This window comes from Enterobacter cloacae complex sp. OE43NF, from assembly GCF_023544405.1.
GTDB lineage: Bacteria > Pseudomonadota > Gammaproteobacteria > Enterobacterales > Enterobacteriaceae > Enterobacter > Enterobacter cloacae.
Genome location: NZ_JAMJFW010000011.1, coordinates 62,761 through 86,119, shown reverse-complemented (window position 1 = coordinate 86,119; position 23,359 = coordinate 62,761). Strand labels below are relative to the sequence as shown.

Genomic DNA, 23,359 nt, shown 5'->3' with positions numbered 1-23,359 from the left:
CTGAGATAAAAACGTGCGGGAAAGTCGCGCAGTTTATCATCAAAAGTGTGACGAATTTAACGTTTCGACAACTTTTCTTGCATCGCCGCCTTCGCCAGCCCGACGATCCACTCCTGATGCCCGTTGATCATCGGGTTCGGTAGGGTACGTGCTAATTCCTGTGCCGGAACGCCTTTCTGCGACTCCTGAGTCAAAATACGGACGCGGTTACCCGGTAAGTCTTCAAACAACCAGGCGTGGATCACATCCAGACGCGCGCTCTCCTCCCCTTCCACCCAGCCGTGCCAGGCGATACGCGCCGCCTCGCCATCGACCGGCGGAACATACTCCGTCACCTGCGCCTCAACCGGAAAGCCAAAGGTCGTGAAGCGGAAGCGGGCGTTGGCGCTCAGTTCCGGACCGCTGCCGTCGTGAAAACGAATATCTTCGGCGTTGCTGTAGTAGTTCGGCCACAGGGTAGTGTCGTTAAGCTGCGCCCAAATCTCTTTTGCGCTCAGCCCGGCGACAATGATTTCGTTGGACGCAAAGTTATCGGTGGTGCCTGGCAGGTAATCGTCTGGCCAGATAATGGCGGATTGTTTCATGGTTCACCTCATCGTTAGTGGATGAGGTGATGGTGCGCCCGTGAGTGGTATAAATCTAATGATGATGCCTTATACTCATCATCACGGTTCGTGATATCAGTGCAGGTAAAACACACCCTCTTCCGGCAGAAAAAGCTGGTTGTAACGCAGCTGAAAAGCGTTCAACTCCTGCGGATCCGGCTCCATCTCGCGTATAAAGCCAAGGGCGAGGCGGATTTGCGCATCGGTGATCGGCGCGGCCAGACGGGCTTTACGCAACATGCGGTGCCAGGTGTGGAGATTCTCTTCGCTACCGTCGACGATACAGACCTGCCAGATGAGCAGCACCTGGGCAGCGTTTTGCAGATGCGCCTCGTCCGGGCGTTCAAGATAGCGGATAAACTCATTGCCGGGCGTTTTACCGAACTGATCGATCATCGATTCTACCGGCATCGGGGTGATACCCAGCCGTTCGCTCAAGCGTTTGATGGCGCGGCGGGAATCCGAGGTCAGGACACGAAACCCAACCACAAACACCACGGCAAGCGTTGCCAGCATTATCCAGACCATGCGTTCTCCTTTGATTAGCCGCTCATCATAGCGGGAAACGCAGGGTATCGACAGCGGGCACGGCCATAATAGTGAACTGAAAAAAGGTAGAACATCGTCATGAAAACGGATCTGCGCACGCTGGATCTTAACCTGCTGAAAACGCTCGACGCCCTGCTGGATGAACGCAGCGTCACCCGCGCGGCGACGCGTCTGGCCCTGACCCAGCCGGCGGTCAGCGGCATGCTGAACCGCCTGCGGGATTACTTCGACGACCCGCTGTTTATCCGTGCGCCCCACGGTATCGTACCCACGACGCGTGCGGAAGAGCTGGCCGCGCCGGTGAAGCGCATCCTGGCAGATATCGACCTCCTGCTGCAGCCGGTGGCGTTTGACCCACGACAGGCCACCCTCACCTTCACGCTTGCTGCCACCGATTACGCGCTCCGCGCGATCGCGGTGCCGTTTATCGCGGCACTGAAGGTGCGGGCACCGGCAGTACGCGTGCGGGTTATACCTGTCGATTCCGAGCGGATGATGAACCAGCTTGAACGCGGGAACGTTGACGTGGCGCTGATCACGCCCCACACCACGCCAGACGACCTGCACTGCCGGGCGCTTTATGATGAACGGTACGTTTGCATGATGCGTGCCGACCACCCGGACGCGGTCAAACCGCTCTCTCTGGCGCGCTTTTGCGCCCTTGAGCACGTGCTGGTCTCTTATGAGGGTGACAGTTTTCGCGGCGTGACGGATGGCGCGCTGGAAAAAATGGGCCGGACGCGGCACGTGGGGTTATCGGTGAGCAACTTCCTGGTACTGCCGGATGTACTGGCGATAAGCGATATGATCGCCGTGGTACCGTCACGGATAGCGGAAAACCAGACAGGAATGTTTGTCTGCGACACACCGGTTCCGGTGCCGGGTTTCACCAAGTGCATGGCCTGGCACGCCAGAACACACCGTAACCCCGCGCAGATGTGGCTGCGCGGGTTGTTGCTGGAAACCAGTCAGCGAGCCTGAAGCCCTTTCAGCAGTGCCTCGTGGAAGCGTGCAGGATCCTGCATCTGCGGCGCGTGCCCCATGTCGTTGAACTCGACCAGCGTCGCGTGCGGGATGCGTTTCGCCGTCTCCTTCCCCAGCACCGCATAGTTGCCGAGCGTTTTGCGGATCTCAGGCGGGGCGAGATCTTTCCCGATGGCGGTGTTGTCCTTCGTGCCGATCATCAATAATACCGGCATCTTTAGTTCACTAAATTCGTAGATCACCGGCTGGGTGTAAATCATGTCGTAAAGCAGCGCCGAGTTCCAGGCCACACGTTCTTTTCCCGGCCCGTTGTTCAGCCCGGCGAGCATGGTGACCCAACGCTCGTACTCCGGCTTCCACTCTCCGGCGTAGTAGGTATTTTTCTCATACTGACGAATGCCGTCGGCGCTGACCTTCAGCTCGCGCTGGTACCACTGGTCGACCGTAATATGCGGCACGCCGCGCGCTTTCCAGTCTTCCAGACCAATTGGGTTGACCATCACTAGCTGCTCCACCTGCTGCGGCCACATCAGCGCGTAACGGGTCGCCAGCATGCCGCCGGTCGAGTGGCCGATAACCGTCACGCGATCGACGCCGAGCGTTTTCAGCAAGGCGTGGGTGTTATCCGCCAGCTGCTGAAAGGTGTACTGATAGTGCTCCGGTTTGGTGGATTTACAAAAGCCAATCTGGTCGGGAGCGATCACCCGATAACCGCTGGCTGAGAGCGCACGGATAGTGCCGTCCCAGGTACCGGCGCAGAAGTTTTTGCCGTGCATCAGCACCACGGTGCGGCCGTTGGGTTTTTCCGGCTTCACGTCCAGATAAGCCATATCCAGAGACTGTTCCTGGGAGGTAAACGTAAAGTGTTTTACCGGCCAGCCGTAGTCGAAACCTTCCAGCTTCTCGCCGTAGGTGGGCGCATCCGTAGCCATTGCGGGGGTTGCCAGCGCCATCAACAGCGCCAGGCAGGATAATCGTCGGGTCAACATGCAAGCTCTCCCATAGCAAAAGGAATAAGGCTGCGCGAAAGGCGGCAGCAAAAAAAACTGTAGAGCAAGGAGAGGGGCGATTGTGTAAAGCGGGGTAAAAACTGGAATTTAAAACAAAAAAGCCCGGCATCACACACCGGGCAAAGAAGTCACCTGCACACTCAGGCTGCTTTTAATTTCTGCACACGATTTTCACGGCGAATTTTACGTTCTTCGAGCACCGCAACCATCGCCATCAGGACGATACAGCCGATGGCGGCGGCATCCAGCGCCGCAAAGGTGCCTGCCCAGCCGGTGAGGCCGAAAATCGGCGTGCCGTCGGCAATCATCCCCAGGCCCAGCTTGGCGAAGCTGTCGCCGATCAGGTAGGCGAAGGTGCCTTTAATTCCATCGGCGGCGCCGATCGCTTTTTTCGGTACAAAACCTACCGCCGCTACGCCGATCAACAGCTGCGGACCAAACACCAGGAAGCCGAGCGCAAACAGAGACGCCAGGTAAACGTACTGGTTGCTGGCGTGCTGGTAGACGCCCAGGGTAGCGATAATCAGCGCCAGCGCGACGCAGGCCACCAGCGCACGACGACCGTTGGCGAGGTCAGAGAGCCAGCCCCACAGCAGCGTACCGACCAGCGCACCCACCTCAAACAGGGTAAAGCCCTGAATCGCGACTTCTTTAGAGAGCTTCAGCTCCTGGAAGGCATACACGGTCGACCACTGGTCAATACCGATGCGCACCACGTACAGGAATATGTTGGAGAAGCAGAGCAGCCAGATCACTTTGTTTTTCAGCACGTACTCAACAAAGATCTGCCATTTTGTCATCTCGTTCTCTTCGGTCTCTTTGTCCTCTTCGCTGATCGCCTCGCCGAACAGCTCTTCGGCTTTGCCGAGGCCATAAGATTCCGGAGAGTCGCTGCCGAAACGCAGACCGATAAAGCCGACAATCAGGGCGATAATCGACGGGAAGATAAACATGCCGATGACGTGACCATCAAACAGGTAGTTCGCGCCGAACAGCGCCACGCCTGCTGCACCCGCCCCGCCGAGGTTGTGGGAGATGTTCCACATACCAAGGTATGAACCACGCTTACGGCGCGGGGTCCATTTGGTGATGGTGGAGTAACTGCACGACCCACCGGTACTCTGGAAGAAACCGCTCAGAGCGTAGAAGGCGATCATCAGGAACAGGCTGACGGAGCCCGCGCCCATGCTGGCGCTGAAGCCGAGCATACAGATGGCGGAGAGGATCAGCATAAACGGCAGGAATTGCTTGGTGTTTTTGCCGTCTGCATAGTACGAGACAACGGTTTTGCCCACGCCGTAGGTGATGGAGAAGCCCAGGCCAATCATCCCCAGCTGCGTCATGCTCAGCCCGTAGGTGGAGATCATGTCGTTCTGCGCGATGTTAAAGTTTTTGCGGATCAGGTACATGGTCAGGTAGCCGATAAAGACCACCAGATAGGACTGCATGAACGGTTTGAACCACATTTTGCGCCGCACGTCGAGCGGCAGATCCAGGGTCGGCTTGCGCACCTGATTAAGGAAGGCCAGCATGGTTTGCTCCTGAGCTGATTTTTACCTGCGAATGGCAGGCATTGTAAAAATCAGCCAGGAGAGATGCCTGAGACAGCGTCCAGGTAAAACCGGGAAAATTTCTTAGTTTTGCGCCACTCGGAGTGAAAAGGTGAGGCGCATCACATCACACTGGCTTCACGCGGCGCCTGCGCATGCAAAAACGGCAGCAGCAGCAGGGCCGATATCCCCGCCGCGATGGCGATCACGGCAAAGAAACCGCTCCAGTGCCAGATGTCGATCACCCGCGCCAGCGGCCAGCCGGAGAGGGACGCGCCCAGGTAGGCGAACAGCCCGACGAAGCCCGTCGCCGCACCGGCCGCCTCTTTATGCGAGCATTCTGCCGCCGCCATGCCGATCAGCATCTGCGGGCCAAACACGAAGAAGCCGATGGTAAAGAAGCACGCCGCCTGCATCACGTAGCTGGCGAACGGCATCAGCCACAGCGAACCGACGGAGAGTAAGATTCCTGCCGCAAAGATTAGGTTCATTGGGCCACGGTTGCCGTTGAAGAGCTTATCCGAGCCCCAGCCCGCCACCAGCGCGCCGATAAACCCGCCCAGCTCGAACATCGTCACCGCCGAGTTGGCGGTCACCAGGTCCACCCCCAGCGTCTCGGACATGTACAGGTTACCCCAGTCGTTGATGGCCGCGCGCACCACGTAGACCAGCACGTAGCAAAGCGACAGCAGCCAGATATACGGGTTTAACAGCACGTATTTGGTGAGGATCTCTTTGCGCGTCAGCCCCGCCCCCTCAAGCTGTTGCGCCACTTCCATTTCATCGTGCCGCCAGTCGCCCACCGCGGGCAGCCCCACGGTTTGTGGCCTGTCGCGCAGCCGCCAGCAGAGGAACAACCCGGCCAGGATCGCCAGACCACCGGCAATCATCATCCCCGCGCGCCAGCCGTAGTGCAGCGCCGCGGCACCGACCACCATTGGGATCAGCGCGCCACCGACGTTATGCGCGGTGTTCCAGATAGCCCACCAGCCGCCGCGCTCGTTGCGCGAATACCACGCCGTGAGCAGGCGGGCGCAGACCGGCGCGCCCCAGCCCTGGAAAAAGGCGTTCAGCGCCCACAGCAGGGCAAACGCCCAGAGCGAGGTGGAAAAGCCAAACAGAATATTCACCACTCCAGTTGCGATTAGCCCAAAGCCCATAAAGTAGCGGGCATTGGAGCGGTCGCTGACGATGCCGGAGAAGAACTTCGACAGGCCGTAGGTGATGTAGAACAGCGTCGCCAGCAGGCCGATATCGGTGCGCGTCATCACGCCGCTGGCTAGGATTTCCGGCGCGGCGGCGTTGAAACTTTTGCGGGTAAAGTAGAACAACGCGTAGCCGAGCCAGATAGTGATCAGGATATGACGACGCCAGTAGCGGTAGCGGGCGTCGATCTCCGCTTTGTTGCCTATCGGCGCGGCGTTTGCGGGGGTTTTAAACATGATGGCTCCTTAGCGGCAGGCTGACGCTGACGCGCGTCCCGTGGGTGCAGGAGATATTCAGTGTGCCGCCCAGCGCCTTCACGCGCTCGCGCATGCCCGCCAGGCCAAACCCCTGCTGCCCCGAGCCCGGCGGCAGGCCGCAGCCGTCGTCCTCAATCACCAGCCTGAGGCTTTCATCCTGCTGCCAGCCCTGCAGCGTCACCGCGCTGGCGTTGGCGTGTTTGACGATATTGTTCAGCCCTTCCTGACAGACGCGGAACAGCGTGACGCGCTGGCCTTCACTCAGCAATGATTCATCAATGCGCCAGTCGAGATGGCTGACAATTCCGCGGCTTTCCAGCTCCATCTCGCGCATCAGGGAGCGCACCGCCTGTTCCAGAGAGAGATCGTCCAGCTGGCGCGGACGGAGCCTGCCCAGCAGGCGACGCACCGAATCGTACACGCCAAGAGAGAGCTGTTCGATATGCGCCCCGCCCTGCTTCACTCCGGCGTTATCCGCCGCCAGGCGCTGAACAATGCCCGCCTGGGTGCGAATGGCGGTAATGGTCTGGCCGATGTCGTCGTGCAGTTCGCGCGCCACCTCCTGGCGCACACTCTCTTCGGTCTCCAGCAGACGTTCTGCTAGGCGGCGATTGCGCGACAGTTCGGTTTGCAGGGACTGGTTCAGCTCACGCAGGCGCTGAATACCTGCCCCGAGCAGCAGCCCGGTCAGGCTCTGCGCCAGCAGAGAGAGCAGTAAATCGACCGGGTGATCGTGCCAGGTCTGGCTGGCAATCAGCGCGATAGCGTTCATCAGCGTGGCGATCAGCGCCCCCTGCCAGCCGTAATGCCAGGCGAGAGCAATGATCGGCAGCGCCAGACAAAACGGGGTAAAACGGGAAAGCTCAGCAGGCAGGCCAAGCTGCAGCCACAGGCTCACCACAAACAGCAGCAGATACCAGATGAGATGTCGGGCGCGCCAGTTAACCGGCTGGGAGACCAGCGATGGCCCGAGCGGCTGCCAGACAGTGCTGGTGAGATAGTGCCAGAAAACCAGACAGGTGGGTGCTAGCGTCAGGCCGCCGGTCAGGGTCAGCAGCAAGGCGTTAAGCATCTCCTTTTCGCCTACCCACGGCAGGGATTGCAGCAGCGCGGCAGCAATCAGCGCCGCCCCCTGGCGCAGCAGCGTGCGCCAGTCGCGCTGGTGACGATAGCGGGAAATCAACGCAACCGGGAGGAGCGTGAGCAGGCTTCCGGTCATCAATAAGGGCAGATGCGCGAGGGCGACCTCCTGCGACAACCAGATCAACATCAGCCACTCTGCGCCCAACAAAACCGGCCAGTAGCCGCGCGGGCATTGCAACATCAGCCCCAGACGCAGGCCAAAGGGAAACAGCAGCACCGCCAGCTCCGGGCGTTCCACCAGATGCAGGCTGATGCTCCACAGGCAGAACCAGGCGGCAGAGAAGATAAAAAAGCTGGCAACAACGGCGATCAGCCGCGAAATCAACGGGTTCATTGCCAGCTATCGAACATACGGCGCGCCAGCTCGACGTCGTTGCTGACGCCGAGTTTTTCCATGAGGTTGGCGCGGTGAACGTGCACGGTTTTGGGCGACAAACCCAGTTCGGCGGCAATCTCTTTCACCGCCATCCCCTGCGCGAGTTTTTCTGCCACCTGACGCTCACGCCGGGTAAGCGGATCCTGACGTCCGGCCGCCAGCTTGAGGGCGATATCCGGCGTCAGGTAGCAGCCGCCCGTCGAGACGGTGCGCACGGCGGCGATCAGCTCATCCGGGCTACAGCGTTTTGACAGAAACCCACGCGCACCGGCATTGAGCGCCTGCTCCACCAGCGCCGGGCTGTCATGAACCGAGAGCATGATAATCGCCATCCCTTTCGGTAACTGACTTAGCAGCTCCAGCCCGGAGAGATCCGGCATTGAGATGTCACAGATACAGACCTGTACGCCACGCCCCGGCAGGCCCGCCAGCGCCTCGCGCCCCGAGCCGAACTCTGCCACCACCTGAAAATCCGGTTCGAGGTTTAAAAGCTGGGCAAAGCCGGAGCGAACGATAAGGTGGTCGTCGATGAGAGCGATGGTGGTCATGTCTGTTCCTGCGGTCTGAAAACGCCGGATGGCGCTGCGCTTATCCGGCCTACAAGAGCGAAAGACGCTTACCTTAAGCGATCTATTCGAAGAACACCGCAATTTTGTTAAACATGGTGGGATCGGACTGGTTGCGCGCCACTCTGGTGACGTCTTCCAGCTTGTCGATCTGGGCCATCATCTGCTCCAGACGCTGATCGTCGTTCACCAGTAGCCAGATGCGGCTGTGCTCGCTGCCCTGAATCGGCAGACAGAGAATACCTTCGACGTTAAACGCGCGGCGGGCAAACAGCCCGCAGACGTGGGTCATGACGCCAGGGTGGTTGCGGACGGTGAGTTCAAGAATGACGTTTTCATGTTGTTTCTGCATGGCTTATTCCCCCACCATCTCAGTATTTGCCGCACCCGGCGGCACCATCGGATACACTTTTTGTTCAGGATCGATACGGACGTGGATCAGCGCCGGGCCCGGACGAGAGATCGCCGCCTGCAGCGCTGCGTGGGCGTCCTCTTCTGCGTTCAGATCGCAGGTATGCAGGCCAAAACCGGCGGCAATTTGCATAAAGTTAATCATCCCCGGATAGGTTGCCGCAAACACTCCCTGCTTGTAGAACAGGCTCTGCTGCTGGTGTACCAGCCCCAGCGCCTCGTTGTTCATCAGGATGATTTTAACGTTTAATTGATTTTCGGCCGCGGTGGCCATCTCCTGAATGTTCATCATCAGGCTGCCGTCACCGGAGAAGCAGATCACCTTGCGGTCCGGGTTCGCCAGCGCCGCACCAACTGCCGCAGGCAGACCAAAGCCCATGGTTCCCAGGCCGCCGGAGGTCAGCCACTGACGCGGACGGTTCAGCGGATAGGCCTGGGCGGTCCACATCTGGTGCTGCCCAACGTCGGTGGTAATAATCGCGCTGTCGTCAACGCAGGCGGCCACGGCGTTAATCAGCCCGTAGTGGCTCAGCGGGTCGCCTTCGGTTGGGATCGCGCCCGGGAACTCGCGTTGCAGATCCGCCACCATCTGACGCCAGTCGGCGCGGTCAGTTGCGTCCGTTTGCGGGATCAGCTGTGCCAGCACGTCGGCCACGTCTCCCTGAATCGCCACGTGCGGTTGTTTGATTTTACCCAGCTCGGCGCGGTCGATATCCACGTGAATGATTTTTGCGTTCGGGCAGAACTGCTCGGTTTTACCAATCGCCCGGTCATCAAAACGCGCGCCCATCACAATCAGCAAATCCGCCTCTTGCAGGATGTAGTTAGTGCTGCGCGCGCCGTGCATGCCCAGCATTCCTAATGACAGCGGGTGCGCTTTAGGCAGCATACCGAGCGCCATCAGGGTCATGGTGGTAGGCAGGTTGGCTTTTTCAGCGAACTGACGGATTTCATCTGCGGCATTGATTGCCCCGCCGCCCAGATAGAGCACCGGACGTTTAGCGGCGTTGATCATGGCCGCGGCATCGCGCACGCTCTCAGCGCTGAATTCTGGCGCGGGTGCCCGCTCGCCCGGCTCCGGCAGGACGTCGATCTCAATTTCTGCGGTCTGGACATCCTTAGGAATGTCTATCCACACCGGGCCTGGACGACCGGACTGCGCAATGCGGAACGCATCGCTGATAACCTGAGGAAGCTCGGCAATATCACGAACTAAATAGTTATGTTTGGTGATGGGGATAGAGATGCCGTAGGTATCCACTTCCTGAAACGCATCGGTACCGATCATTGAGGACGGCACCTGGCCGGTAATGCAAATCAGCGGAATGGAGTCGAGACGCGCGTCGGCGATGGCGGTTACCAGGTTGGTCGCCCCCGGACCGCTACAGGCCATACAGACTGCCGGTTTACCCTGCGTACGTGCCATGCCCTGAGCGATAAAACCCGCTCCCTGCTCGTGACGCGCCAGCACGTGGCGGATCTGCGTGCTTTGGCTTAACGCGTCATACAGCGGCAGCACCGTACCGCCCGGAATACCCGCAACCGTGGTAATGCCCTGTCGTTCCAGTAAATGAACAATCAACTGCGCGCCCGTAAAACGCGTCTTGGTGGATGTTGTGCCCGAACTTGCCATGCTCCAGTCCTTTTATGGGCCGACTTTCCGGGGAGGGGTCCTAAACGAAAAACCCCGCCCGGTTTGCGCCGGCGGGGTTTTGGATTCGTGTGTTGATCCAGTCCCTACGGCGCATTGCCGACGACCACCACCACACGCACGACGACCACTGCGGCTGGTTGCGCAGTTTTTAGTAGGGTCGCGGTGTTCATGGATGCAGTCATGGGGGACCTGTGTTTGGAATCATTGATTGAATTTATACAAACACAGGTTTTCGGGCGTGACAATGGAAATATTTTCATCTGCGCAAAAATGCGTCAGGGATCACATTTCGTTTGTTGGGTGATGAAAGCAAAAAAGCCGTTTTGCCTTATTCAATAAATAGTGCTGGTGAAACACCAAATCTGGACGCCAGCTTTTTAATATGGTTCAGAGTAAGCTGTCGCTGACCATTCAGAACCCTTGAAACCATTGATTTACTACCAATTTCATCCTGAAAATCAGATGTTGTCAGTTTATACTGATCCATCAAGGTTCTTAAAACCGCGATACCGACAGGCACGAGTTCCATCTCCTTGCGTAACGCGACGATCTCTGGCCGATTGGCTTCGTAACGGCTGATTCTGGCGCACACGATATCCAGCAATGGGCTATTAGGTTCGTTAATAAGCAGATACTCAACCAACTCCAGTGCATCGTTATAATCTTTCTCGCTCGGCTGCTCTCCCAATAGAGGAACGGCCTCAACAAGGGCATGCGTAGCTTTCATTGCATCAGCGACGATCATCATTTCTTCCCCTTAGTGCGATGTTTTTCCGTAAAACGGTCATATTCCTTATGAGTAAAAACATGGCGCACATAAAACTTTTGGCTTTCAAAGAATATGAGAGCCACTACCCTAAGATTGTTGTTCGCAATATCAATAACATAATGCTTATCCAGATACTTGAAGTTATCCAGCGTCGGAAATAGTTTTTTTAACGCAGCAGGTGTTGGGCAATGACTCTTTTCAAGAGTGCGTCCCAAAACGAGGAGTTCTTCCCTGTGCTGCGGAAACTGGATAACCGCATCCAAAATTGCCTTCATCGAGATTAAATGCATACTGCATGCCTGCCGCGTCCGTTGCCATTATGGCAACAATAGCAGTCGTTGCCAATAAGTCAACAAACATCCCGTTCGGTACAGAAAGCAGAAAACAAAAAACCCCGCCGGAGCGAGGTTTTTTCAGGGTTTTGCGGTTGGTTGCCGCAGAACACACTGTGTTACGTCAACGCAGGAAGTATATGCGTTCGAAGACGAACGCGCAATTCCGGCACGGATTTTGACGTTTTTGAGTATGGAATGGGTTTCGAATTTTGTCCACAAAATACTGTTCATGCATACAGTATTTATCTATACTGAGGATGTTCGCAGTGAGCGAGGGGGCCGCAGTTCTACCGGCGCAACGAAGTCCTGGCTGAAACGGGTGGTGCCGTCAGTGCCTTAACCCTCTGAAGTGAGCACACTGTGTTACGTCAATCGAGGTGCTGGCAACAGGCGGCGGAAAGGTACGCCAGCATCGTGCTCCTTTTTACCAAAAGGAGACGCGTATGAGCGTAGTGGATATGGTGATACTTATCCTCAAACTCATTGTTGCTGTTCTGCAACTGCTTGATGCTGTCCTGAAATACCTTCGGTGATTCAGGTTCAAGTCGCACCTGAGAGGGGCGGGCAACCGCCCCTCTTTAATAACGAGGGAATGCTATGTCGCGTCTGTTAATTGAACCCATCACGCCGGAAGAGCCCGGGTATATCGCGCTGAAAGCCGAAAGCATCGCGGCGAATTTCAATATGCTGCGCAGGCTGGAAGAGAACTGGCAGCGTGGTGAAAACCGCTTTAACGCGCCGGGTGAAAAGCTGCTGGGTGCCTTTTTAAACGGCAAGCTGGTGGGCGTCTGCGGCCTTAACCGCGATCCGTTCAGCCAGCAGCCGCGTGCCGGACGTATTCGCCATCTTTATGTCAGCGAGAAGTGCCGCGGTCTGGGCATTGGTAAACAGCTGTTAACGGTGGTGATGGCCGATGCCAGCATCTGGTTTGATTTCCTCAATACCCATGCACCCGATACGGCCTGCGGCTTCTACCGTCGGGCAGGCTTCAGGCTGGTGTCAGACGAGCCACGGGTTACCCATCGTCTCTTTTGCGCGGTGTAGCTGGCTGGCGACATCAGGTCGTGAATGTTACAGTTGAGTGACAATTCACCGCCAAAGACGCCATGACCCTCTCCGTTTTCTGTATTTTGCTGTTCGCCGCACTGCTGCATGCCAGCTGGAACGCCATCGTCAAAGCCGGAACGGATAAGCTTTACTCGGCGATCAGCGTTAGCGGCTCCGCCACGCTCATTGCACTGGTTTTATTGCCATTTTCTCCTCAACCCTCCGTAGCCAGCTGGCCATTTTTAGTGGTCTCCTGCGCGCTGCAGGTGGTGTACACGGTACTGGTGGCGAAGACGTATCAGGTCTCAGACATGAGCCAGACCTATCCGCTGATGCGCGGAACAGCCCCACTGCTGGTGGCGCTGATCAGCGTGCTGGTGCTCGGGGATAGCCTCTCCTGGCTCGCCTGGGCGGGCATCGGGGTGATCTGCCTGTCGATCCTAGCGATGGCGATAAATGGCCGACTGCAGTCCCGCAAAGGGATCTGGCTGGCACTGCTGAACGCCTGCTTTATCGCCGGCTATACGCTGGTGGACGGAACGGGCGTACGTTTATCGGATACCGCGCTGGGCTATACGCTGTGGACCTTCTTTATGAACGGCTTCTGCCTGCTGTGCTGGGCAATTGTGGCGCGACGCCGCGAAGCTTCCAGCTACCTGCGTTTGCACTGGAAAAAGGGGTTGCTCGGCGGGGTTGGAACCATGGGCTCGTATGGCCTGGCCTTATGGGCGATGACGCAGGCTCCGCTGGCGGTTGTCGCTGCGCTGCGTGAAACCTCCATACTCTTCGGTGCGCTGATCGCATTTGTGCTTTTAAAAGAAAAGGTTGCCGGTCTGCGTATCGCTGCCGCGTTGGGTATTGCAGCCGGTGCGATCCTGCTGCGTCTGGCGTAATTCACTGGCAACATTAGTTGCCGTTCTTGTTTACAAAACCTGCCTTAATCCTTTTTTTCATTCATCATAACAATGCTTAATTTGTCATCTCATTGTGGTAGATTCCTCGCGCATTTATGGGAATGCGTAGTCACTTATTCTTCATTTTTCTCATTTGGCAAAAGTATTCAGCGACATGAAAAAACAAAGGAACGTTAACTTATTGTTGATGCTGGTGTTACTGGTGGCCGTCGGTCAGATGGCGCAAACCATCTACATTCCGGCGATTGCCGACATGGCAAAGGAACTCAACGTCCGCGAGGGCGCGGTACAAAGCGTGATGGCCGCCTACCTGCTGACCTATGGCGTTTCGCAGCTGTTCTACGGGCCATTATCCGACCGCATTGGCCGCCGTCCGGTCATTCTGACCGGCATGTGCATTTTCATGGTCGCGACGGTGATTGCTATTACCACCCATAGCCTGACCGTACTAATTGCCGCCAGCGCGCTGCAGGGGGTAGGCACGGGCGTCGGTGGGGTGATGGCGCGTACCTTACCGCGCGATATGTATCAGGGCACGCAACTCCGCCATGCCAACAGCCTGTTGAATATGGGTATTCTGGTCAGCCCGCTGCTGGCACCACTGATTGGCGGCCTGCTGGACACAATGTGGTCCTGGCGCGCCTGCTATGCCTTCCTGCTGGTGCTGTGCGTGATTGTCACCTTCAGTATGGCGCGCTGGATGCCGGAAACCCGTCCCCAGGACGCACCGCGCACGAAGCTTCTCGCCAGCTACAAAACACTGTTCGGCAACGGGGCTTTTACCTGTTACCTGCTGATGCTGATCGGCGGTCTGGCGGGCATTGCGGTGTTCGAAGCCTGCTCCGGCGTACTGCTGGGAGCGGGGCTTGGCCTGAGCAGCATGGTGGTGAGTATTCTGTTTATCCTGCCGATCCCGGCGGCGTTCTTTGGAGCCTGGTTCGCCGGACGTCAGAACAAACGCTTCTCAACTCTGATGTGGCAGTCTGTGATCAGCTGCCTGCTGGCTGGCCTGATGATGTGGATCCCGGGTCTGTTTGGCATAATGACCGTCTGGACGCTGCTGATCCCGGCGGCGCTGTTCTTCTTCGGCGCGGGGATGCTGTTCCCGCTTGCCACCAGCGGCGCCATGGAGCCGTTCCCGTTCCTCGCGGGTACGGCGGGTGCGCTGGTGGGCGGTTTGCAAAACATCGGTTCCGGCGCGCTGGCCTGGCTCTCCGCCATGATGCCGCAAACCGGGCAGGCTAGTTTGGGTTTACTGATGACGCTGATGGGGCTACTGATTTTGCTGTGCTGGCTGCCGCTGGCGTCGCGTGTTCCCCACCACGAGCAGCCTGTTTAACCGCATGATGGCCCGGCTTCTCGCCGGGCTTTTCACACGCCGGGGCAATCATCGCCTCCAGCAGCGGCTCTGGCGCTGGCCGCCAGGCCCCCTCCTCTCCGTCATAAAACTGGAAATCGGCGTTAATCGCGTAGGGTATTTTCGCCTTTTGCAGCTCGCAGGCCATAAACGTGGCAAAGGCCATTTGCGACGCGGTGGGTGTAAAGCGGTTTGACTCCCCCACGCCCCAGCCCCCGACCCAGCTGACGTGTCCGGTTTTTTGTTGCCAGCGCAGCGCCGTCGCGATGCGATTGTGAATCGCCGCTTTCTCCGCCGCCGTACCGGAGGTCCACGGGTATTTGCCGTTATTTTTCAGCGGCCCCCAGGGGAAGATATGCCACTCCGCCAGCAGGAAGTTTTGGCTGTGCGCAGGCAGCTTGAGGCTGGGGAGATCTTCGGGGGCCGCACGCAGGCGGGGAGCGATGAAGATCATCCGGTCCGCATCAATGCTGTGGATGACCTTGATGGTTTTTTCATACACCCGGTTGAGCGAGGCTGCGTTGTGGTTGAGCTTGTCCGCAGGCTCATAAATCAGGTCAAAGCCCAGCAGCGGCGAACGTTTGCCGAAATAGTGCGCCACGGCAATCCACCAGTCGGTAACCTCTTTTTCGTTATCGGCTTTCGGATCGTTTTTATAGCTGTCCGCCTGATACGCGATAATCGGGATCACGCCGTACTGCTCGCAGGCTTCCACCAGCTTACGCAGGTGGATCAGCCGTGCTTCGGTCGGCTCATCGGCCACGCGAATACGCACATGGCTGATGCCTTTCGCGCGGAAGTCGCGTACCACCAGCGGGTCGAATTCCCGTATCCCGCGCTCGGTGCGCGCCCAGTCCACGTCCATACCCACACCCAGCTTTTGCGCATAAAGCGCAGCCGTCAGCGGCGGCTCGGCGGCTATCGCCCAGCCGGAAGAGAGAAGTAAAGCGGTCGCAATAAGAGGCTTTAACACGGCTTACCCTGGATAAATCAAAAGCATTACCTGTATTTAGCACGCTTTTTTGTATTTGGTGTAGCGCCAAAGCGTAATAATTCTTCAGCCTGCCAGTTCTCTTAGCCAGCCAATAAAGGCGTCAATTTTCGGCCACTGACGGCCGGGAAGCGTTGAGATGTAATAGTGCTGATGGCATTTGAGGGTCTTGTTGCCAAACGGGGCGATAAGCTCGCCCCGCTCAAGGCGCTTTTGCACCAGCCGCTTTCTCCCCATCGCCACGCCCACATGATTCATGGCTGCCACTATCGCTAAATCGGAACGATCGAAGCCAATACCCGATGATGACGGCATATTCATCGCAAAATGCTGCGCCCAGCTGAGCCACTCATCCGTACCGGAATCATTACTCCAGGCCTGACGGTCGTGCAGTAACGTGCAGTGGCTGAGGTTATCGGGGTTTTTCAACAGCGCATGCTCGCGGGCATATGCGGGCGAGCAGACGGGCAAAATCTCCTCGTCCATCAAGAAGTGATGAGAAAGGTAGTTTGGCGGCGTATCGTCGAAATAGATGGCCAAATCGATGCCGGTTCGCTGCATATTGACGTACTCATTGCCGGTGAGAATGGTGAGAGATATCGACGGATAACGGCGGGTAAAATCCCCCAGCATGGGGACCAGCCAGCACTGGGCGATTGACGGCCGGGAATACACCGTCAGCGTACCGGACAGCGCCTGGTTTTTAATATCCAGGATCTCCTGATTCAGGGTGTCGAGGGATGATTTTAGGGTCCAGTAAACGCGCTTTCCTTCCTGCGTTAGCTCAACTTTACGGTGCGAGCGGACAAACAGCTGAATGCCCAGCTCCTCTTCCAGCAGGTTAATGCGGTGGCTCACCGCGCTGGGGCTGAGCGACAGTTCCGCCGCCGCCAGCGCGAAGGATTCATGCCGGGCAGCCACTTCAAAAGTGTACATCTTTGACAGTTGCCAGCCATTTAGCAGCCGGTTTCTGACTTCATTCGCATCGGTCATCACAATTCTCACACGTTATTTCTGCGCCCAGCATACCGCCCAGGCATGAATTTATGTGAACCAAGAGCGAAATAAGTGCGCTTTTTTGAGTTCAGTCACTCAGTTGATCCAATCTGGCTCACCTGAACGGCAATTTTTATCGTTTGTCAGCTCACGCCGTTTTTTCGTCCAATACCCACAGATGACATAAGGGTGAGGTGAGATATGGGATCGCCGGTCTGGGTTGTGGTAACGCTGCTTGTCAGCATTGTGTTGATTGTTTTAACCATCGTAAAACTGAAGTTTCACCCGTTCCTTGCGCTGCTGCTGGCGAGCTTTTTCGTCGGCGCGATGATGGGGATGAGCCCGCTGGATATGGTGAATGCCATTGAAAGCGGGATTGGCGGTACGCTGGGCTTCCTGGCAGCAGTCATCGGCCTGGGTACCATTCTGGGTAAGATGATGGAAGTCTCCGGTGCGGCGGAGCGCATCGGGATCACGCTACAGCGCTGCCGCTGGCTGTCAGCGGACGTCATTATGGTGCTGGTGGGTCTTATCTGCGGTATTACGCTATTCGTGGAAGTGGGCGTGGTACTGCTGATCCCGCTGGCGTTTTCCATCGCCAAAAAGACGAATACGTCGCTGCTTAAGCTTGCCATTCCGCTCTGTACCGCACTGATGGCGGTGCACTGCGTGGTACCGCCGCATCCGGCTGCGTTGTTTGTCACCAACAAATTAGGTGCGGACGTCGGAACGGTGATTGTTTACGGCCTGCTGGTGGGTCTGGTGGCATCTCTGGTTGGTGGCCCGCTGTTCCTGAAACTGCTCGGCAACCGTCTGCCGTATAAACCGGTTCCGGCAGAATTTTCCGACCTGAAGGTGCGGGAGGAGCATACCCTGCCGTCGCTGGGGGCAACGCTGTTTACGGTGCTGCTGCCGATTGTTCTGATGCTGGTGAAGACCCTCGCTGAGCTCAATATGGCGAAGGAAGGCACGCTGTATACCCTGCTGGAGTTTATCGGCAACCCGATCACGGCAATGTTTATCGCTGTATTTGTCGCCTACTACCTGCTGGGGATCCGCCAGCATATGGGCATGGGCGCAATGCTGACCCATACGGAGCACGGCTTTGGCTCTATCGCGAACATATTGTTGATTATTGGTGCCGGTGGCGCGTTCAACGCTATTCTCAAAACCAGCGGGCTGGCAGATTCGCTGGCGCATATTCTCTCGAACCTGCACATGCATCCGATCCTGCTCGCCTGGCTGGTGGCGCTGGTGCTGCATGCCGCTGTAGGCTACGCTACGGTCGCGATGATGGGTGCGACGGCAATAGTGGCGCCGATGCTACCGCTCTACCCGAACGTAAGCCCGGAGATCATCACCATTGCCATCGGTTCCGGCGCTATTGGCTGCACGATCGTGACCGATTCGCTCTTCTGGCTGGTCAAGCAATACTGCGGCGCGACCCTGAATGAGACCTTCAAATACTATACGACGGCGACGTTTATCGCCTCGGTGCTTGCACTTGGCGGCACATTCCTGCTTTCTTTCATTATCTGAGCGCGACGAGACGTATTATGGAAAACGCAACTATCACTGCTTTAACCGCACAATTTCCTCTGGTTGAGGATCTGATGGCTCTGAAAGAGACCACGTGGCTTAACCCGCGAACCACTTCGCTTGCAGAAGGGTTGCCCTATGTCGGGCTGACCAAAGCCGACGTGGACGACGCGCATGCGCGCCTCAACCGCTTCGCGCCGTATCTGGCGAAAGCCTTCCCGGAAACCGCGGCAACGGGCGGGATTATCGAATCTGAGCTGGTTGCTATTCCGGCCATGAAAAAACGGCTGGAGAGAGAATCTGGCAAGGCTCTTCCCGGAACGCTGCTGCTGAAAAAAGACAGTCATCTGCCCATCTCCGGCTCGATTAAAGCGCGCGGCGGCATCTACGAGGTGCTGACCCACGCGGAAAAACTGGCGCTGGAAGCGGGATTGCTGAGCACTGAAGATGACTACAGCATCCTGCTGGAACCGCGCTTTAAAGACTTCTTTAGCCAGTACAGCATTGCGGTGGGTTCAACCGGCAACCTGGGAATGTCCATCGGCATCATGAGCGCACGCATCGGCTTTAAGGTGACGGTACATATGTCCGCCGACGCCCGCGAGTGGAAGAAAGCCAAACTGCGCAGCCATGGCGTTACCGTCGTGGAATATGAGCAGGATTATGGCGTGGCGGTGGAACAAGGGCGAAAAGCGGCGGAAAACGACCCGAACTGCTTCTTTATCGACGATGAAAACTCTCGCACCCTGTTCCTGGGCTATGCCGTTGCCGGCGAGCGCCTGAAGGCGCAGTTTGCCGAACAGGGCCGTGTGGTGGATGCAGAGTACCCGCTGTATGTCTATCTGCCGTGCGGCGTTGGCGGGGGGCCTGGCGGTGTGGCGTTTGGTCTGAAGCTGGCGTTTGGCGACAACGTTCACTGCTTCTTTGCCGAGCCCACGCACTCCCCGTGCATGCTGCTGGGAGTTTATACCGGCCTGCACGATGAGATTGCCGTGCAGGATCTGGGTATCGACAACGTGACGGCAGCGGACGGGCTGGCGGTCGGACGCGCGTCGGGCTTCGTCGGCCGCGCGATGGAACGTCTGCTCGACGGGTTCTATACCCTTTCCGATCAAAGCATGTACGACATGCTCGGCTGGCTGGCGCAGGAGGAAGGGATTCGTCTGGAGCCATCGGCGCTGGCGGGCATGGCCGGGCCGCTGCGTGTTCAGGCTGATGCCAACGTCACCCATCTCGTGTGGGCGACCGGCGGCGGCATGGTGCCGGAAGACGAGATGGCGAAGTATCTGGCGAAAGGGAAGTAATTATGCCGGGTGGCGGCTGCGCCTTACCCGGCCTACAGGTGCACAATTTGTTGAATGTGGGTTACCGCAAACAGCAGTGATAGCGACAGCACGGCCAGGGCGATGAGGAACTTATCCCGCACCGCCTTCGGCTGCACAAAATCGTCCTGCGCCACGTCCATCACGTTACGGCTGCGGGTATAGCGCCATAAAATGATGGCCACCAGCGCCAGCACAACCAGTGAGATCCAGAAGGGTAGCCCCGTGCGGTGCCAGTTGTGCTTAATCGCCAGGGCAATCAGCGCGCCATACCCCAGCAGCGTGCGCAGCCACGCCAGCGACGTCCGCTCCGGCTGCAGGCCGGGGTCCGCTTCGCGCCGCGCTTTGCGACTATCCGCCATACACCACCAGCACCATCACCACGCCCGCCACTGTCAGCAAAATCGCACTGATGATCAGTAACCCACGCGTATAGGGCAGATCCTGCTTCAGGCGCATCGCCTTTTCGTTACGCAGCCAGCGCAGATAGCCGTAAATCGCCAGTACGCCCGCAAACAGGCACAGCAACAGCGCCAGCACTTCACGAATCAACGGCGTGGCGAAATCGGGCGCGAGCTGATCAAGACCGACGCCGGCGGCCAGAAAGCCCAGCGCGGTACGGATCCACGCCAGATATGTACGTTCATTGGCCAGCGAGAAGCGGTAGTCCGGGGCTTCACCGAGGCGGGAAATTTTCATGAAGGCTCCTTGTCATGCTGCAGGCAGGCTTCAGCATAGCGTAAATCGGCCAGGACAAGGAGACCGGCATCAGGCGATGCCGGTCAGGAGGGTTAATGCAGTTCTGGCCAGTAATCCTTATTGGCCTCGATCAGGTCATCCAGAATCGCTTTCGCGACCGACGCGCTCGGTACGGTTTTTGACAGGGTGATTGCCTGCCAGAGTTTCTGGTACGAGCGTTGCTCCCAGGCATCCACCACCAGTTTTTCCACCGCCACCTGCTGGCTCATCAGCCCTTTCTGGAAGTGCGGGATATCGCCCACGGTGAGCGGCTCCGGCCCGTTATGGCCCACCAGACACGGAATTTCCACCATCGCGTCGGCATCAAAGTTATGAATGGCCCCGTTGTTTGGCACAATCAGCAGCATCCGCTCCTGGGTATTAAAGGCAATCGCCGTCGCCAGATCGACGATGTACGAGGCATGTTCGTCGATCTCCAGCTCCCCGGCAGAGGATTTTCCGGCTTCTATAATCGCCCGGCACGAACTGAATACATGCTTCTCACGGTGATCCATAACTTCATTGGCGCGGGTCCGCTCCGGGTTGGCGTGCGCGACCACGTAGTCCGGGAACAGGTAATACTTCAGATAGGTGTTTGGCATGGTATCTGGATCGAGCGCCTGCACGTCTTTGGCTTTGGCGAAGGTATCGTTCCAGCTCGCTTCGGTATGCGCATCTTCCGAAGGCGGAACATAGCCGTGTTTCGCCACGTATTCGCGCAGTTTCGGCATCAGATCGTTACCGTTCAGATCTTCAATCGATGTCCACCAGCCGAAGTGGTTCAGGCCGTAGTAACGCACGCGCATCTGTTTGCGGTCTTTCAGGCCGACAATCTGCGCCATGCGCCCTTCAATACCGATTGGCATATCGCAGATGTTGAGAATTTTGGCATGCGGACGCAGGCGGCGCGTCGCTTCCGCCACAATCGCCGCCGGGTTGGAGTAGTTCAGCATCCACGCGTTCGGGGAGTACTGCTCCATATAATCCACCAGTTCCAGTACGCCGCCGATGGAGCGCATGCCGTAAGAGATCCCACCCGGGCCGCAGGTTTCCTGACCTAGCACACCGTGACGCAGCGGAATTTTCTCGTCTTTTTCGCGCATCGGGTATTTGCCCACGCGGATGTGCGCCATCACGAAATCCACATCGGTAAACGCCGCTTTTGGATCGGTGGTGTAGCTAAACTCAATCTCCGGTGCCTGTTCCTTAAGGATAATTTTGCACGCCTCGGCGATGGTTTCCTGACGTGCGCCATCGTTGTCATAAAACTTCAGGGCACGCAGCGGGAAACGGTCACGGTTGGCTAACAGCATCAGGACGATACCAGGCGTAAAGGTGCTGCCGCCGCCTGCAATGACAACTGAGAATTTTTTCATGATATAGCCTCTGTCAGGGTGGTTTGTTCATTCGTTAAAGGGGTTTTCATCAGCGATTCCAGCTTGTCGCGCACCTGCGGAACGTGCAGGCCAACGATCACCTGTATGCCGTTGCCGCGTCGCACTACGCCGTGTGCGCCGAGGGCTTTGAACACCTCATCGCTTTGGGTTTGCGCCATGTCGACCAGCGCGATACGCAAGCGGGTGGCGCAGTTGTTGATGCTTTCGATGTTGGCCGCGCCGCCCAGCGCCTGCAGGAATCCGGCGGCTTGGCCGACCTGCTGGCTGGCGGCAGCCGGGGCGGTGGTTTGTCCGCGCGCCGCCTTATAGTCCGCCTTGCTGTAGAGTTTGATTTCACTCTCTTCACGACCCGGGGTTTTGAGGTTCAGACGCTCAATCAGCGTTTTGAAGACCACGAAGTAAAGGCCGGTAAAGCAGACGCCGATGCCGATCTGGGTGAATACCGTTGAAGCGTGGTTATGGAACATGGGGATCCAGTTTTGCGGCAGGAACTGGTCCAGCAGGCCACCGCCCATGTTGCCCACCACGCCAAAGGTGTACATCACCGTCGCCATGGTGGCCGCCAGCACGGCGTGAATGGCAAACAGCAGCGGCGAAATAAACAGGAAAGTAAATTCCAGCGGTTCGGTAATCCCCACCAGCACGGCGGTAAGCGTGGCCGGGATCAGCAGGCCCGCGACCTTGACGCGGTTTTCTGGTGAGGCGGTGTACCAGATCGCCAGCGCAATCCCGACCGATCCAAACACCTTAGCGTTACCGTGCAGCGCGAAACCACCTTCCGGGAACAGGGTTTTCAGCGGCAGCGTGCTCTGGCTGAACGCCTGAAGATGCTGCGCCCAGTAGACCTGGATCCCACCCTCAACGGCGGCCGGGCCAAAGATAAACGGACCGTAGACGAAGTGGTGCAGCCCGGTTGGGATCAGAATGCGTTCCAGGAAGGTATACACCCAGACACCGAGCGCACCGGCGGAGCGTAAGAACGCCTGCAGGGACTCAATGCCCATCTGCACTTTCGGCCAGCCCAGCAGCGTCAGCCAGGCGCAGGGGATCATGACGAAAAACGCGATAATCACCACAAACGAGGTGCCCTGGAAAATGCCCAGGAAAACCGGCAGTGGTTTCTCGAAAAAGCGGTTATGGATCGCAGTGACAATACCGGAAATCGCAATCGCCCCAATAATGCTGGTATCAAGGGTTTTGATCCCGGCAATCATCGCCAGCCCGCTACCCGCCGTCGGTTCGGCGGAAAAGTCGACGCCAAAGAAGTGGCCCCAGGTCATCCCCATCGCGTTGATGAAGTAGTTCCAGGTCAGGAAGCTGATCAGCACCGCCAGACAGGCGCGGCCCTGCGCCTGTTTCGCCAAACCAATCGGTAAGCCAACGGCAAAAATCAGCGGCATATTGCGGAACACCGCCCAGCCGCCCTCTTCAATGATGTGCACGATCTGCGCGAACAGATTATCAGGAGCCGTTAAGGCTTCGCCCACGAAAAGCGGATTGCGAAGCATGATGGCGATTCCCACCACGATCCCGGCAAAGGGAAACAGCAACACCGGGGTAAACATGGCACCACCAAAACGTTGTATTTGACTGAGCATCTTTAAATCCTCACGTAACAACCTGTAGGGGAGAGAGGCCTTTAT

Annotated in this window: 25 protein-coding genes; 7 read left to right on the top strand and 18 right to left on the bottom strand. The window is 57.7% G+C overall.

The annotated features are described in order from the left end of the window. Positions 1–56 precede the first annotated feature (56 nt). Together M8370_RS07595 and M8370_RS07590 are read right to left on the bottom strand one after the other, a co-directional pair. Positions 57–584 carry an SRPBCC domain-containing protein gene (locus M8370_RS07595; protein WP_047352072.1) on the bottom strand — a complete coding sequence of 176 codons (528 nt, stop codon included), beginning with the start codon at positions 582–584 and terminating at the stop codon, positions 57–59. 96 nt (positions 585–680) lie between these two features. Then, the gene (locus M8370_RS07590) at positions 681–1,133 is read right to left on the bottom strand and encodes a DUF1198 domain-containing protein (protein WP_250020718.1); all 453 of its coding nucleotides are present in this window, start codon (positions 1,131–1,133) and stop codon (positions 681–683) included. A gap of 99 nt (positions 1,134–1,232) precedes the next feature. Here M8370_RS07590 and M8370_RS07585 point away from each other — a divergent pair, with 99 nt between their 5' ends. Then, on the top strand, positions 1,233–2,135 hold the full coding sequence (locus M8370_RS07585; RefSeq protein ID WP_250020717.1) for a LysR family transcriptional regulator: 903 nt from the start codon (positions 1,233–1,235) through the stop codon (positions 2,133–2,135). On the opposite strand, the gene M8370_RS07580 is transcribed toward M8370_RS07585, so the two are convergent. The 10 genes from M8370_RS07580 to M8370_RS07535 form a co-directional block, all read right to left on the bottom strand. Further along, a complete protein-coding gene (locus M8370_RS07580) occupies positions 2,123–3,127 on the bottom strand; it encodes an alpha/beta fold hydrolase (RefSeq protein ID WP_038418263.1) in 1,005 nt (334 codons plus the stop codon). The two genes, M8370_RS07585 and M8370_RS07580, sit on opposite strands and share 13 nt — an antisense overlap. 161 nt (positions 3,128–3,288) lie before the next feature. Continuing rightward, positions 3,289–4,680: a hexose-6-phosphate:phosphate antiporter UhpT gene (gene uhpT / locus M8370_RS07575; RefSeq protein ID WP_013094812.1), complete on the bottom strand. Its 1,392-nt coding sequence runs from the start codon at positions 4,678–4,680 to the stop codon at positions 3,289–3,291. Positions 4,681–4,820: 140 nt separating this feature from the next. After that, positions 4,821–6,140 carry an MFS transporter gene (locus M8370_RS07570; RefSeq protein WP_013094811.1) on the bottom strand — a complete coding sequence of 440 codons (1,320 nt, stop codon included), beginning with the start codon at positions 6,138–6,140 and terminating at the stop codon, positions 4,821–4,823. After that, positions 6,133–7,638, bottom strand: coding sequence for a signal transduction histidine-protein kinase/phosphatase UhpB (gene uhpB, locus M8370_RS07565; protein WP_013094810.1), 1,506 nt, complete (start codon positions 7,636–7,638; stop codon positions 6,133–6,135). The genes M8370_RS07570 and uhpB overlap by 8 nt, the downstream gene beginning before the upstream one ends. Next, positions 7,635–8,228 carry a response regulator transcription factor UhpA gene (gene uhpA, locus M8370_RS07560; RefSeq protein WP_013094809.1) on the bottom strand — a complete coding sequence of 198 codons (594 nt, stop codon included), beginning with the start codon at positions 8,226–8,228 and terminating at the stop codon, positions 7,635–7,637. The genes uhpB and uhpA overlap by 4 nt, the downstream gene beginning before the upstream one ends. Before the next feature lie 82 nt (positions 8,229–8,310). After that, a complete protein-coding gene (gene ilvN / locus M8370_RS07555) occupies positions 8,311–8,598 on the bottom strand; it encodes an acetolactate synthase small subunit (protein WP_001171659.1) in 288 nt (95 codons plus the stop codon). 3 nt (positions 8,599–8,601) lie between these two features. Continuing rightward, entirely contained in the window at positions 8,602–10,290 is a 1,689-nt protein-coding gene (ilvB, locus tag M8370_RS07550; RefSeq protein ID WP_038982441.1) for an acetolactate synthase large subunit, read from the bottom strand. Positions 10,291–10,394: 104 nt separating this feature from the next. Then, complete coding sequence (gene ivbL, locus M8370_RS07545; protein ID WP_071830013.1) at positions 10,395–10,493, bottom strand: ilvB operon leader peptide IvbL; 99 nt, start codon at positions 10,491–10,493, stop codon at positions 10,395–10,397. A gap of 146 nt (positions 10,494–10,639) precedes the next feature. Next, entirely contained in the window at positions 10,640–11,056 is a 417-nt protein-coding gene (locus M8370_RS07540; RefSeq protein ID WP_028027984.1) for a helix-turn-helix domain-containing protein, read from the bottom strand. Then, positions 11,056–11,370: a type II toxin-antitoxin system HigB family toxin gene (locus tag M8370_RS07535; protein WP_020684666.1), complete on the bottom strand. Its 315-nt coding sequence runs from the start codon at positions 11,368–11,370 to the stop codon at positions 11,056–11,058. The genes M8370_RS07540 and M8370_RS07535 overlap by 1 nt, the downstream gene beginning before the upstream one ends. Before the next feature lie 488 nt (positions 11,371–11,858). On the opposite strand from M8370_RS07535, the gene tisB reads away from it, so the two are divergent. The 4 genes from tisB to emrD all read left to right on the top strand — a co-directional run bounded on the left by tisB (position 11,859) and on the right by emrD (position 14,715). Beyond that, positions 11,859–11,948: a type I toxin-antitoxin system toxin TisB gene (tisB, locus tag M8370_RS07530; RefSeq protein WP_020684667.1), complete on the top strand. Its 90-nt coding sequence runs from the start codon at positions 11,859–11,861 to the stop codon at positions 11,946–11,948. Positions 11,949–12,012: 64 nt separating this feature from the next. Then, the gene (locus M8370_RS07525) at positions 12,013–12,459 is read left to right on the top strand and encodes a GNAT family N-acetyltransferase (protein WP_013094803.1); all 447 of its coding nucleotides are present in this window, start codon (positions 12,013–12,015) and stop codon (positions 12,457–12,459) included. Positions 12,460–12,521: 62 nt separating this feature from the next. Further along, on the top strand, positions 12,522–13,355 hold the full coding sequence (locus M8370_RS07520; RefSeq protein WP_045293100.1) for an EamA family transporter: 834 nt from the start codon (positions 12,522–12,524) through the stop codon (positions 13,353–13,355). 175 nt (positions 13,356–13,530) lie between these two features. Further along, positions 13,531–14,715 (top strand): multidrug efflux MFS transporter EmrD, encoded by a 1,185-nt coding sequence (emrD, locus tag M8370_RS07515; protein WP_038420858.1) that lies wholly within the window; start codon positions 13,531–13,533, stop codon positions 14,713–14,715. Here the strand turns inward: emrD and M8370_RS07510 are convergent. Both M8370_RS07510 and dsdC read right to left on the bottom strand, forming a co-directional pair. After that, complete coding sequence (locus M8370_RS07510; protein ID WP_032618344.1) at positions 14,618–15,706, bottom strand: glycoside hydrolase family 5 protein; 1,089 nt, start codon at positions 15,704–15,706, stop codon at positions 14,618–14,620. The two genes, emrD and M8370_RS07510, sit on opposite strands and share 98 nt — an antisense overlap. 84 nt (positions 15,707–15,790) lie before the next feature. Next, a complete protein-coding gene (dsdC, locus tag M8370_RS07505) occupies positions 15,791–16,717 on the bottom strand; it encodes a DNA-binding transcriptional regulator DsdC (protein WP_038418253.1) in 927 nt (308 codons plus the stop codon). 204 nt (positions 16,718–16,921) lie between these two features. Here dsdC and dsdX point away from each other — a divergent pair, with 204 nt between their 5' ends. Then, complete coding sequence (gene dsdX, locus M8370_RS07500) at positions 16,922–18,259, top strand: D-serine transporter DsdX (RefSeq protein WP_250020716.1); 1,338 nt, start codon at positions 16,922–16,924, stop codon at positions 18,257–18,259. 17 nt (positions 18,260–18,276) lie between these two features. After that, on the top strand, positions 18,277–19,563 hold the full coding sequence (dsdA, locus tag M8370_RS07495; protein WP_250020715.1) for a D-serine ammonia-lyase: 1,287 nt from the start codon (positions 18,277–18,279) through the stop codon (positions 19,561–19,563). Between the two features lie 32 nt (positions 19,564–19,595). On the opposite strand, the gene M8370_RS07490 is transcribed toward dsdA, so the two are convergent. From M8370_RS07490 to M8370_RS07475, 4 genes are all read right to left on the bottom strand, one after another. After that, positions 19,596–19,943, bottom strand: a complete 348-nt coding sequence (locus tag M8370_RS07490; protein ID WP_013094796.1) for a DUF202 domain-containing protein — start codon at positions 19,941–19,943, stop codon at positions 19,596–19,598. After that, on the bottom strand, positions 19,933–20,280 hold the full coding sequence (locus M8370_RS07485) for a YidH family protein (RefSeq protein ID WP_013094795.1): 348 nt from the start codon (positions 20,278–20,280) through the stop codon (positions 19,933–19,935). The genes M8370_RS07490 and M8370_RS07485 overlap by 11 nt, the downstream gene beginning before the upstream one ends. 92 nt (positions 20,281–20,372) lie before the next feature. Continuing rightward, positions 20,373–21,695, bottom strand: a complete 1,323-nt coding sequence (locus tag M8370_RS07480) for a 6-phospho-alpha-glucosidase (RefSeq protein WP_013094794.1) — start codon at positions 21,693–21,695, stop codon at positions 20,373–20,375. Continuing rightward, positions 21,692–23,314 (bottom strand): alpha-glucoside-specific PTS transporter subunit IIBC, encoded by a 1,623-nt coding sequence (locus M8370_RS07475; protein ID WP_250020714.1) that lies wholly within the window; start codon positions 23,312–23,314, stop codon positions 21,692–21,694. Before M8370_RS07475 ends, M8370_RS07480 begins: the two co-directional genes overlap by 4 nt. Positions 23,315–23,359: the final 45 nt, after the last annotated feature.

Coding starts and splice junctions, on each gene's coding strand:
- dsdC (WP_038418253.1), bottom strand. CDS start 16,717: ATGACCGATGCGAATGAAGTCAGAAACCGGCTGCTAAATGGCTGGCAA.
- ilvN (WP_001171659.1), bottom strand. CDS start 8,598: ATGCAGAAACAACATGAAAACGTCATTCTTGAACTCACCGTCCGCAAC.
- ivbL (WP_071830013.1), bottom strand. CDS start 10,493: ATGACTGCATCCATGAACACCGCGACCCTACTAAAAACTGCGCAACCA.
- tisB (WP_020684667.1), top strand. CDS start 11,859: ATGAGCGTAGTGGATATGGTGATACTTATCCTCAAACTCATTGTTGCT.
- ilvB (WP_038982441.1), bottom strand. CDS start 10,290: ATGGCAAGTTCGGGCACAACATCCACCAAGACGCGTTTTACGGGCGCG.
- M8370_RS07475 (WP_250020714.1), bottom strand. CDS start 23,314: ATGCTCAGTCAAATACAACGTTTTGGTGGTGCCATGTTTACCCCGGTG.
- emrD (WP_038420858.1), top strand. CDS start 13,531: ATGAAAAAACAAAGGAACGTTAACTTATTGTTGATGCTGGTGTTACTG.
- M8370_RS07535 (WP_020684666.1), bottom strand. CDS start 11,370: ATGCATTTAATCTCGATGAAGGCAATTTTGGATGCGGTTATCCAGTTT.
- M8370_RS07520 (WP_045293100.1), top strand. CDS start 12,522: ATGACCCTCTCCGTTTTCTGTATTTTGCTGTTCGCCGCACTGCTGCAT.
- uhpA (WP_013094809.1), bottom strand. CDS start 8,228: ATGACCACCATCGCTCTCATCGACGACCACCTTATCGTTCGCTCCGGC.
- M8370_RS07525 (WP_013094803.1), top strand. CDS start 12,013: ATGTCGCGTCTGTTAATTGAACCCATCACGCCGGAAGAGCCCGGGTAT.
- uhpB (WP_013094810.1), bottom strand. CDS start 7,638: ATGAACCCGTTGATTTCGCGGCTGATCGCCGTTGTTGCCAGCTTTTTT.
- dsdX (WP_250020716.1), top strand. CDS start 16,922: ATGGGATCGCCGGTCTGGGTTGTGGTAACGCTGCTTGTCAGCATTGTG.
- M8370_RS07595 (WP_047352072.1), bottom strand. CDS start 584: ATGAAACAATCCGCCATTATCTGGCCAGACGATTACCTGCCAGGCACC.
- M8370_RS07580 (WP_038418263.1), bottom strand. CDS start 3,127: ATGTTGACCCGACGATTATCCTGCCTGGCGCTGTTGATGGCGCTGGCA.
- M8370_RS07485 (WP_013094795.1), bottom strand. CDS start 20,280: ATGAAAATTTCCCGCCTCGGTGAAGCCCCGGACTACCGCTTCTCGCTG.
- M8370_RS07590 (WP_250020718.1), bottom strand. CDS start 1,133: ATGGTCTGGATAATGCTGGCAACGCTTGCCGTGGTGTTTGTGGTTGGG.
- M8370_RS07490 (WP_013094796.1), bottom strand. CDS start 19,943: ATGGCGGATAGTCGCAAAGCGCGGCGCGAAGCGGACCCCGGCCTGCAG.
- uhpT (WP_013094812.1), bottom strand. CDS start 4,680: ATGCTGGCCTTCCTTAATCAGGTGCGCAAGCCGACCCTGGATCTGCCG.
- dsdA (WP_250020715.1), top strand. CDS start 18,277: ATGGAAAACGCAACTATCACTGCTTTAACCGCACAATTTCCTCTGGTT.
- M8370_RS07570 (WP_013094811.1), bottom strand. CDS start 6,140: ATGTTTAAAACCCCCGCAAACGCCGCGCCGATAGGCAACAAAGCGGAG.
- M8370_RS07585 (WP_250020717.1), top strand. CDS start 1,233: ATGAAAACGGATCTGCGCACGCTGGATCTTAACCTGCTGAAAACGCTC.
- M8370_RS07540 (WP_028027984.1), bottom strand. CDS start 11,056: ATGATCGTCGCTGATGCAATGAAAGCTACGCATGCCCTTGTTGAGGCC.
- M8370_RS07480 (WP_013094794.1), bottom strand. CDS start 21,695: ATGAAAAAATTCTCAGTTGTCATTGCAGGCGGCGGCAGCACCTTTACG.